Source organism: Pseudomonas sp. HMWF006 (assembly GCF_003061205.1).
Taxonomy (GTDB): Bacteria; Pseudomonadota; Gammaproteobacteria; order Pseudomonadales; family Pseudomonadaceae; genus Aquipseudomonas; species Aquipseudomonas monsensis.
Genome location: NZ_QAIU01000495.1, coordinates 1 through 9,943, shown reverse-complemented (window position 1 = coordinate 9,943; position 9,943 = coordinate 1). Strand labels below are relative to the sequence as shown.

Below are 9,943 nucleotides of genomic sequence, written 5' to 3'. Positions count from 1 at the left end.
TTGTAGTGCAGCTCATCGGCGGCCAGGGCTGGAAGGCTAGCGGCGCTGCCGACGGTCAGGGCGAGAAGGGCGGCGCTGCGGCGAAATGTGTGCATGAAGGCTCCTTGATAAGGGCGCAGGTGTTGGTTCGGGCCTGCGTGAACCATCAGACTCCAGAAAGCAGCTTCAAGTTGCAAGCCTCAAGCTACAAGCCAAACGCTTTCACTTGTAGCTTGCAGCTCGAAACTTGCAGCTTTTGCGGTGTGGTCGTTTGCCGCACTTTCGCCTCTCAAGGCCGCGGCTTGGTTATACTCCGTGCGATCCGCCTGGAGCGCTCATCAGGAGAGCTCATGCTCGCCCCCGTACAACTGACTTCCGCCACTCGCCAGAACCTCTGGCGGCTGACCTTCATCCGCACCCTGGTGCTCGCTGCGCAGGCGGGCTCCGTCGGCCTGGCCTACTGGCTGCAACTGCTGCCGTTGCCGTGGGTGCAATTGGCGATGACCCTTGGTTGCTCGACGCTGCTGTGCGTGTTCACCGCCGTGCGCCTGCGCACATCGTGGCCGGTGACCGAGCTCGAATACGCGTTGCAGCTGGCGTGCGATCTGGTGATCCACAGTGCGCTGCTGTATTTCTCCGGCGGTTCGACCAACCCGTTCGTTTCCTATTACCTGGTGCCGCTGACCATCGCCGCCGTGACGCTGCCGTGGCGTTATTCGGTGATTCTGTCGGGTATTGCGCTGGCGCTGTACACCTTGATGCTGACGCGTTTCTACCCGCTGGAAACCCTGCCGGTGGCCCGCGAGAACCTGCAGATCTATGGCATGTGGCTGAGCTTTGCCCTCGCGGCGGCGGTCATCACGTTCTTTGCTGCACGCATGGCCGAGGAGCTGCGCCGCCAGGAAGAGCTGCGGGCGATCCGCCGTGAAGAAGGCCTGCGCGATCAGCAGTTGCTCGCCGTCGCCACCCAGGCTGCCGGCGCGGCGCATGAACTGGGCACGCCGCTGGCAACCATGAGTGTATTGCTCAAGGAAATGCAGCAGGATCATCCCGACCCGATGCTGCAAGACGATCTGAAAGTGCTGCAGGATCAGGTCAAACTGTGCAAAGAGACCCTGCAACAATTGGTGCGTGCTGCCGAGGCCAACCGGCGGATGGCCGTGGAGATGCAGGACGTCACCCAGTGGCTCGACGAAGCGCTGAACCGCTGGCACCTGATGCGTCCGGAAGCCAGTTACCGCTTCCAGCGTCTCGGTCAGGGCAGTGTGCCGCGCATGGCGCCGCCGCCGGATCTGACTCAGGCGCTGTTGAACCTGCTCAACAACGCCGCCGACGCTTGCCCGGAAAATCTCCAGGTCACCCTGGACTGGGACGTCGAGAACGTGACCATCAGTATTCGTGACCACGGTGCCGGCGTGCCGCTGGCCATCGCCGAGCAGATCGGCAAACCTTTTTTTACCACCAAGGGCAAAGGTTTCGGCCTGGGCCTGTTTTTGAGCAAGGCCAGCGTGACACGCGCCGGCGGCTCAGTGAAACTCTACAGTCATGAGGAAGGCGGCACGCTCACCGAGCTGCGCCTGCCCCACGGCGCCCGAGGAGACCAACATGAGTGACGAAATCCAAGTCGAAGGCGAAGAGCTGCCGCATCTGCTGCTGGTCGACGACGACGCGACCTTTACCCGAGTCATGGCTCGCGCCATGGCCCGCCGCGGCTTTCGCGTGAGTACCGCAGGTTCCGCTGAAGAGGGCCTGACCATCGCCCAGGCTGACCTGCCGGACTACGCCGCGCTGGACCTGAAAATGGACGGCGACTCCGGCCTCGTGCTGCTGCCGAAGTTGCTGGAACTGGACCCGGAAATGCGCGTAGTGATCCTCACCGGTTACTCGAGCATTGCCACCGCCGTCGAAGCGATCAAGCGCGGTGCCTGCAACTACCTGTGCAAACCGGCCGACGCTGACGACGTGCTGGCCGCGCTGCTCTCCGAGCACGCCGACCTCGACAGCCTGGTGCCGGAAAACCCGATGTCGGTCGATCGCCTGCAGTGGGAGCACATCCAGCGTGTGCTGACCGAGCACGAAGGCAACATCTCCGCCACTGCCCGCGCCCTGGGCATGCACCGCCGCACCCTGCAGCGCAAACTGCAGAAGCGCCCGGTTCGTCGCTGAACCTGCGCTGAACGGCTATCTTCAGCCCTCGCGATAAAACGCACCGATCTACTATGATCGGTGCGTGTCTGTTCTTTTCTATATTGAGCCTTATCCATGAATCAGAACGCTGAATATTCCGCGGTCAACGATGCTGTGCGCGGGCAGTTTTTTCGCAAGGTTTGGGGAATCATCACGCCTTATTGGCGCAGTGAAGAGAAGGGCAAGGCCTGGACGCTGTTGATCGCAGTGATCGCGCTCTCGCTACTGAGCGTGGGTATCTCGGTGTGGTTCAACACTTGGTACAAGGACTTTTACAATGCGCTGCAAAAGAAGGATGAAGCGGCGTTCTGGCAACTGATCCTGTATTTCTGTGTGATTGCGGCTGTGGCGATTATCGGTGCCGTTTACCGGCTTTATCTGACTCAGATGCTGACGATTCGCTGGCGGGCCTGGCTCACTGAAAAGCATTTTTCCCGATGGCTTGCCGACAAGAATTACTACCACCTGGAGCAGGGTGGTTACACCGATAACCCGGATCAGCGGATTTCCGAAGACCTCAACAACTTCACCTCCAACACGCTTGAACTGGGCATCGGGCTGCTGCGCAATATTGTCAGCCTGGTGTCGTTCTCGATCATTTTGTGGGGCGTGTCGGGCAGTATCGAAGTGTACGGCGTCACTATTCCCGGCTACATGTTCTGGTGTGTGCTGGTTTACGCGGTGGTGGGCAGTTGGCTGACGCATTTGATCGGTCGTCGCTTGATCGGTCTGAATAACCAGCAACAACGTTTCGAAGCCGACCTGCGTTTTTCCATGGTGCGAATTCGCGAGAATGCCGAAAGCATCGCGTTGTACAACGGCGAACCGAACGAGAATCGCCGATTGAGCGCCCGCTTCGGTAATGTCTGGCACAACTTCTGGGACATCATGAAAGTGTCCAAACGCCTGACATTCTTTACCGCCGGTTACAGTCAGGCGGCCATCATCTTTCCGTTTATCGTAGCTTCGCCGCGTTACCTGTCCGGCAAGATTGAGCTCGGTGAGCTGATGCAGATCAGCTCGGCATTCGGCAACGTTCAGGAAAGCTTCAGTTGGTTCATCAATGCTTACCAGAGCCTCGCTTCCTGGCGCGCCACCTGTGATCGACTGCTGAGTTTCCGCCAGGCCATGACCGACAACGAAGACCGCACTCCGGCCATTGATGTGCAGAATCAGGGGAGCGAATTGAAGGTGCACAACCTCGGTCTGGATCTGGCCGACGGTCGTCATCTGCTGACCAATGCCGATATGACTGTCGAGCCGGGCGAGCGGGTGATGCTCAGCGGCCGCTCCGGCAGCGGCAAGTCCACGTTGCTGCGGGCAATGGGGCATTTGTGGCCGGCGGGGCACGGCAACATTCGGTTGCCGGCGGCGCGGTATCTGTTCCTGCCGCAGAAACCGGATCTGCCGATCGGCACCCTGCGCGAGGCGCTCAGTTATCCACAACCGGGCGACACCTACGCGCCGGAACGTTATGCACAAGTGCTGGAAACCTGCCGCTTGCCGCATCTAGTCGCGCGGCTGGACGAGGCCAATCACTGGCAGCGCATGTTGTCGCCGGGCGAGCAGCAACGTTTGGCCTTCGCTCGTGCATTGCTTTACGCACCGCAGTGGCTGTACATGGATGAGGCGACTTCGGCGATGGATGAGGAAGACGAAGCGACGCTGTATCAGGCACTGATTGATCAGTTGCCGGGTCTGAGCATTGTCAGCGTCGGCCATCGCAGCAGTTTGAAACGCTTCCACCCACGGCATGTGCGGATCGACAGCGGCCATTTGGTTGAACAGACCGTGACTGCCTGATCAACACACATCCCATGTGGGAGCTGGCTTGCCAGCGATGGCGTCGGTTCAGTCGACATCTTCATCGACAGGTATGGCCTCATCGCTGGCAAGCCAGCTCCCACAGGTTTTGTATGGAAATGGAAAGTGATCGTACAACCCGCTTGAGCTATCATGCCCACAAGCCGAATTTTCGAGACCCGATGCACACCATGGAAAACCTGATCGACACCCCGCGCCTCCCACGCAAGCGCCGCAGCCTGGCCCAGGAACTGGTGACGGTGCTGAGCGAGCAGATCCGCGATGGCCTGCTCAAGCGTGGCGATAAGCTGCCCACCGAGTCGGCGATCATGGAAGCTCATGGGGTCAGCCGCACAGTGGTGCGCGAGGCGATTTCCCGTTTGCAGGCCGCCGGTCAGGTGGAAACCCGTCACGGCATTGGCACTTTTGTGCTCGATACCCCGAGCCCGAGCGGTTTCCGGATTGACCCGGCCACCGTCGTTACCCTGCGGGATGTGCTGGCCATTCTCGAATTGCGCATCAGCCTGGAAGTCGAGTCGGCCGGGCTCGCGGCGCAACGCCGCAGCCCGGAGCAACTGGCAACCATGCGTGCCGCTCTCGATGCGCTCAACGAAAGTGCTGCACACGCCAGTGACGCGGTTGCGTCGGACTTCGCCTTTCACCTGGAAATCGCGCTGTCCACCGGCAATCGTTATTTCACCGACATCATGACCCACCTGGGTACCAGCATCATTCCGCGTACGCGGCTGAATTCCGCGCGGCTGGCGCATGACGATCAGCAGCACTACATGAGCCGTCTGAGCCGCGAGCACGAAGAAATCTACGAAGCGATCGCCCGTCAGGATTCCGATGCGGCCCGTGCCGCCATGCGTCTGCACCTGACCAACAGCCGCGAACGATTGCGCCAGGCCCATGAAGAGGCGCAGGCGCAGCGCTGAGCCTCAGGTTTCGATGCAGAGCATCAGCGGCTCGGAACACGGCTCCAGACTGGACTCATCGGCGAACTTGTAGCGCAGCTCAACCTCTTCGTTCAGATAGGTTTCGAGCGCCTCCCTGGGGATGCGCAACTCGATACCGTTGAGTTTCAGTGCCTCTTCGCTGGCATCGTCCCAGATCCCTGTGGGCTTGGTCTGCCCTTGCCAGTCGGGGTCTTCGGGATCGGCGCCGAGAATCGGGTAGACCTCCCAGTTCGCCGGAATGTCGGTCGCGTCAGGCACCTGAAGGATCAATTCGTCGCCGAGTGTCGACAGGCTGACAGTGGCTTTTTCCGGTGGGTGACCGGGGGCTTGGGAAAGGATTGGTGGGGCAAAAGTCATGGGTTCGCTCTCCGTGCGAGGTGAGCCGTGATCCGTTCACGGCGGTTTGTGCACGGTACGGGCCTTTGCGCAGAGGTGCTTAAACCGTTCGTTGCCAGCTATTTCAATTTCCTTTTGCAAGCGCTGTCGCAGGCGGCGACCTTTAGATCTTGATCATTAAAAATCAACGTCAAAGGATCGCAGCCTGCGGCAGCTCCTGCTGGGAAGGGTTTAGAGGGTGGGCAGAATCGAGCGATCCACTCTCACGGCCAGCGGCCCGGTGACGGGGTTGGCGTTAAACGTCGCGTATCCCTGATCATCCACGGTCGCCCGGGCAATTGGCAGGCCTTTGGCCAACAGTTCCAGCGGCGCACCCTTGAGCGATTGGCCTGAGGCCAGTTCCAGTTTCAATGTGATCGTCATGGTGTTCTCCTCAATTGACGTTGCCGGTGGGCTGGTAGTTCTTGAGCAAGAGATAGGTGCTCCAGCCCCACCAGTCGTCGATGGTCGCGGTGTCGTTGAGGTTGTTGACGTCTTTGCGCCGCAGTACTTTGCCGCCCTCGACCCGGAACAGCGGCGAGAAGTTGCTGGAAAGATTCAGTACCGCCGTCAGATCCGGCAGCCGTTGCAGCGCGGCGAACGCCGACGGAGCGGGCGCATTGCCGCTGAGATAGGCGGCGAAGACTTCATCCGCCGAGGCCTGCACAGCCAGATTGACCTGGGTGCGGTTGTCCGCGTCGCTGGCCTCGAAATAGCGCTTGTCGCCGAAGGCACGCCATTGAGCGCCATGGGCGTTGCGCACCTTGAGGCCGAATTTGCTGTCTTCGTCGTGCATGAAGCGGGTTACCAGCGAGCCAAGGTCGCTCGGCGTCACCACCGCCGCCATCTCTTTGCGCGGCACGCGCAGGTGCCCGGAAGAGAACAGGTCGGTGAGGAAATGGTCGGCGAACGCGTTCATCGCGTAGGCCCTTTCCAGCTGTTGCTCATCGTGACTGGCCCGGGCCGCGACGGCGGTCTGCAGGGCGGCGGTGTGGCCGGCGATGTAGGCCAGTCTGGCCCATTCGCCGAAGTGATCGGCGTTGTTCGCCGCCAGTTTCAGATAACGCCCAAGCGGGAACAGCGCCGAGACAAAGCTGCCGCCGCCGGTGAGCTTGTTCCACTCTTCCGACAACGTATCTCCTAGCGCATCGTAGGCTTCATGCGGTTGTTTACCGTCCTTGATCGCCTGTTTAACCGCGTCGATCTCTTTCTGCATGACCGCGAGGATCTGCGGCGCCTCGGCACGGGACGCCGACAGCACGGCAAGGGAATCGAAGGCAGCGTTGAAGCGGTTCAGGCGATCGGCCGGGGTCGCCCCTTCGTTGATCGGCCGGTCGACCACACCGTAGAAATCGCCGCCCAGTGCCAGGATCTGGCCGTAGGTCAGGGCGAGGCCGTTGGGCAGGTGTAACGGCACGTTTTGCGCACGGATCGGTTCGGCGGTTTCGCTGAAGCGCAGCAGGGTGTTGTCGCCGATGGCCGTGTGTTCAGCGCCTTCGAAGCGCAATTGCGCTTTGCCTTTGAGCGGTTTGCCGGGGAGGCCGGTGACCTGTTCGACATCGCTGTGGGCGTCGGCAATGTGCAGCACCAGATGCGGGTTGTCGGTGCTGAAGTGGATGCCGGTCTTGGTGAACAGATCATCGAAACGGGCGATGAGCGGCTTGGGTCTTTCCTGTGGTTTGAGCTGTAGTCCGGACATTTCTTTCTCCTTGATATGTCATCGGCGGGTTTAATTTAACTGTATGCATATACAGTTAAATCGAGCCTAGATGAGAATTTTCCTACGTCAAGAAAGAATCCTGTCCGACAAAAAATGCTGGTCAGCGATGAAATGCAGTTGACGGTTATCTTTTAAGTTGTACGATGACCTACAACTTCAGCGCTGGCTGAATCATAAAACTCACAAAAAACGTTGCCACCCAGGGTGTTCGAAAAATGAATCCACAAGAACTGAAGTCCATCCTCTCCGCCGGCCTGCTGTCCTTCCCGGTCACCGATTTCAACGCGCAGGGCGATTTCAACCGCGCGGGCTATATCAAACGTCTGGAATGGCTGGCCCCGTATGGCGCTTCAGCCTTGTTCGCCGCCGGTGGCACCGGTGAGTTCTTCTCCCTGGCTGCCAGCGAATACTCGGAAATCATCAAGACGGCCGTCGACACCTGCGCGACCAGCGTGCCGATTCTGGCCGGTGTTGGCGGTTCAACCCGTCAGGCCATCGAATACGCTCAAGAAGCCGAGCGTCTGGGCGCCAAAGGCTTGTTGCTGCTGCCGCACTACCTGACCGAAGCCAGCCAGGACGGCGTTGCCGCCCACGTTGAAGCCGTGTGTAAATCGGTCAACATCGGCGTAGTCGTCTACAACCGCAACGTTTGCCGCCTCAACGCGCCGCTGCTGGAACGTCTGGCCGAGCGCTGCCCGAACCTGATCGGCTACAAGGACGGCCTGGGCGATATTGAGTTGATGGTGTCGATCCGCCGCCGCCTCGGTGATCGCTTCAGCTACCTCGGCGGCCTGCCGACCGCCGAAGTCTACGCCGCTGCCTACAAGGCGCTGGGCGTGCCGGTTTACTCCTCGGCGGTGTTCAACTTCATCCCGAAAACCGCGATGGACTTCTACCACGCGATCGCCCGTGAAGATCACGCCACCGTCGGCAAAATCATCGACGACTTCTTCCTGCCGTACCTCGACATCCGCAACCGCAAGGCCGGTTATGCCGTGAGCATCGTCAAGGCAGGCGCAAAAATCGCCGGCTATGACGCAGGCCCGGTGCGTGCTCCGCTGACCGATCTGACCGGCGAAGAGTACGAAATGCTCGCCGCGCTGATCGACAAGCAAGGTGCGCAGTAACACCCGATAAAAGCGAGGCCGCTGAGCAATCAGCGGCTTTTTGCGTGAAGGCTTTGAGATGTGAGGGCTGCCCCTGTGACAACTGCAAAACGCTACGACAACTACATCAACGGCGAATGGGTTGCCGGTGCCGACTACTCGGCCAACATCAACCCGTCGGAACTGAGCGACACCATTGGCGATTACGCCAAGGCCGACCTGACTCAGGTTCACGCCGCCATCGACGCCGCCCGCGCGGCCTTCCCGGCGTGGTCGACTTCGGGCATTCAGGCCCGTCACGATTCGCTGGATAAAGTCGGCACCGAGATTCTGGCTCGTCGCGAAGAACTCGGCACCTTGCTGGCCCGCGAAGAGGGCAAGACCTTGCCCGAAGCCATCGGCGAAGTGACCCGCGCCGGCAACATCTTCAAATTCTTCGCCGGTGAGTGCCTGCGTCTGTCCGGCGATTACGTGCCGTCGGTGCGTCCGGGCGTCAATGTTGAAGTCACCCGCGAAGCACTCGGCGTGGTCGGTCTGATCACCCCGTGGAACTTCCCGATTGCAATTCCGGCGTGGAAAATCGCGCCAGCCTTGGCCTACGGCAACTGCGTGGTATTGAAACCGGCCGATCTGGTGCCGGGTTGCGCCTGGGCACTGGCCGAAATCATCTCCCGGGCAGGCTTTCCGGCCGGCGTGTTCAACCTGGTGATGGGCAGCGGTCGCGTGGTTGGCGATGCGCTGGTGCAGAGCCCGAAAGTCGACGGCATCAGCTTCACCGGGTCGGTGGGCGTGGGTCGGCAGATCGCGGTCAACTGCGTGTCGCGCCAAGCCAAAGTGCAACTGGAAATGGGCGGCAAGAACCCGCAGATCATTCTCGACGACGCCGACCTCAAACAAGCGGTCGAGCTGTCGGTGCAGAGTGCGTTCTACTCCACCGGCCAGCGTTGCACCGCTTCCAGCCGCTTGATCGTCACTGCCGGGATCCACGATAAGTTCGTCGAGGCGATGGCCGAGCGCATGAAGTCGATCAAGGTCGGCCACGCCCTGAAATCCGGCACTGACATCGGTCCAGTGGTTTCCCAGGCGCAGCTTGAGCAGGACCTGAAGTACATCGACATCGGCCAGTCCGAAGGTGCGCGTCTGGTCAGCGGCGGCGGTCTGGTGACCTGCGACACCGAAGGTTATTTCCTCGCGCCAACGCTGTTTGCCGACAGCGAAGCGTCGATGCGTATCAGCCGCGAAGAAATCTTCGGTCCGGTGGCCAACATTGTTCGCGTGGCGGATTACGACGCGGCGCTGGCAATGGCCAATGACACCGAGTTCGGTCTGTCGGCGGGTATCGCCACCACTTCGCTGAAGTACGCCAACCACTTCAAGCGTCACTCGCAGGCCGGGATGGTGATGGTCAATTTGCCGACCGCTGGCGTCGATTACCACGTTCCGTTCGGGGGCCGTAAGGGTTCATCCTATGGCTCACGTGAGCAAGGCCGCTATGCGCAAGAGTTCTACACCGTGGTGAAAACCGCCTACATAGGCTCCTGATACACGCAATACCCGTAGGAGCTTGCCTGCAAGCGATAGCATCACCGCGGTGTAACTGAACAACCGCAGTGATGCTATCGCCGGCAGGCCAGCTCCCACAAAAGACAGACCAAAGCAGATTCACCCGCGCATAAAAATAATCAGTGGGAGTACATCTACATGCAATCGTCCAAGCCGACTCACGTCCGCTATTTGATCCTGCTCATGCTGTTTCTGGTGACCACGATCAACTACGCCGATCGCGCCACGATCGCCATCGCCGGCTCCAGCCT

General features: G+C 60.3%; 9 protein-coding genes. 6 read left to right on the top strand and 3 right to left on the bottom strand.

Annotated elements, in window-relative coordinates; genetic code table 11:
* The first annotated feature begins 329 nt into the window (after positions 1-329).
* The 4 genes from DBR24_RS21560 (at position 330) to DBR24_RS21545 (ending at position 4,907) form a co-directional block, all read left to right on the top strand.
* The gene (locus DBR24_RS21560; protein WP_123464611.1) at positions 330-1,592 is read left to right on the top strand and encodes an ATP-binding protein; all 1,263 of its coding nucleotides are present in this window, start codon (positions 330-332) and stop codon (positions 1,590-1,592) included.
* Positions 1,585-2,145, top strand: a complete 561-nt coding sequence (locus DBR24_RS21555; RefSeq protein WP_003221630.1) for a response regulator transcription factor — start codon at positions 1,585-1,587, stop codon at positions 2,143-2,145. Before DBR24_RS21560 ends, DBR24_RS21555 begins: the two co-directional genes overlap by 8 nt.
* A gap of 96 nt (positions 2,146-2,241) precedes the next feature.
* Positions 2,242-3,969: an ABC transporter ATP-binding protein/permease gene (locus DBR24_RS21550; RefSeq protein ID WP_128615758.1), complete on the top strand. Its 1,728-nt coding sequence runs from the start codon at positions 2,242-2,244 to the stop codon at positions 3,967-3,969.
* Between the two features lie 191 nt (positions 3,970-4,160).
* A complete protein-coding gene (locus DBR24_RS21545) occupies positions 4,161-4,907 on the top strand; it encodes a FadR/GntR family transcriptional regulator (RefSeq protein ID WP_177490658.1) in 747 nt (248 codons plus the stop codon).
* A 3-nt stretch (positions 4,908-4,910) separates the two neighbouring features.
* On the opposite strand, the gene DBR24_RS21540 is transcribed toward DBR24_RS21545, so the two are convergent.
* The 3 genes from DBR24_RS21540 to DBR24_RS21530 form a co-directional block, all read right to left on the bottom strand.
* Positions 4,911-5,285 (bottom strand): hypothetical protein, encoded by a 375-nt coding sequence (locus DBR24_RS21540; RefSeq protein WP_128615757.1) that lies wholly within the window; start codon positions 5,283-5,285, stop codon positions 4,911-4,913.
* Positions 5,286-5,495: 210 nt separating this feature from the next.
* Positions 5,496-5,687, bottom strand: coding sequence for a hypothetical protein (locus DBR24_RS21535; RefSeq protein WP_128615756.1), 192 nt, complete (start codon positions 5,685-5,687; stop codon positions 5,496-5,498).
* A 10-nt stretch (positions 5,688-5,697) separates the two neighbouring features.
* A complete protein-coding gene (locus tag DBR24_RS21530; protein WP_128615755.1) occupies positions 5,698-7,002 on the bottom strand; it encodes a phospholipase in 1,305 nt (434 codons plus the stop codon).
* A 236-nt stretch (positions 7,003-7,238) separates the two neighbouring features.
* On the opposite strand from DBR24_RS21530, the gene kdgD reads away from it, so the two are divergent.
* Positions 7,239-8,150, top strand: coding sequence for a 5-dehydro-4-deoxyglucarate dehydratase (gene kdgD / locus DBR24_RS21525; protein ID WP_007915340.1), 912 nt, complete (start codon positions 7,239-7,241; stop codon positions 8,148-8,150).
* A 75-nt stretch (positions 8,151-8,225) separates the two neighbouring features.
* Entirely contained in the window at positions 8,226-9,671 is a 1,446-nt protein-coding gene (locus tag DBR24_RS21520) for an aldehyde dehydrogenase family protein (RefSeq protein ID WP_128615754.1), read from the top strand.
* Positions 9,672-9,943: the final 272 nt, after the last annotated feature.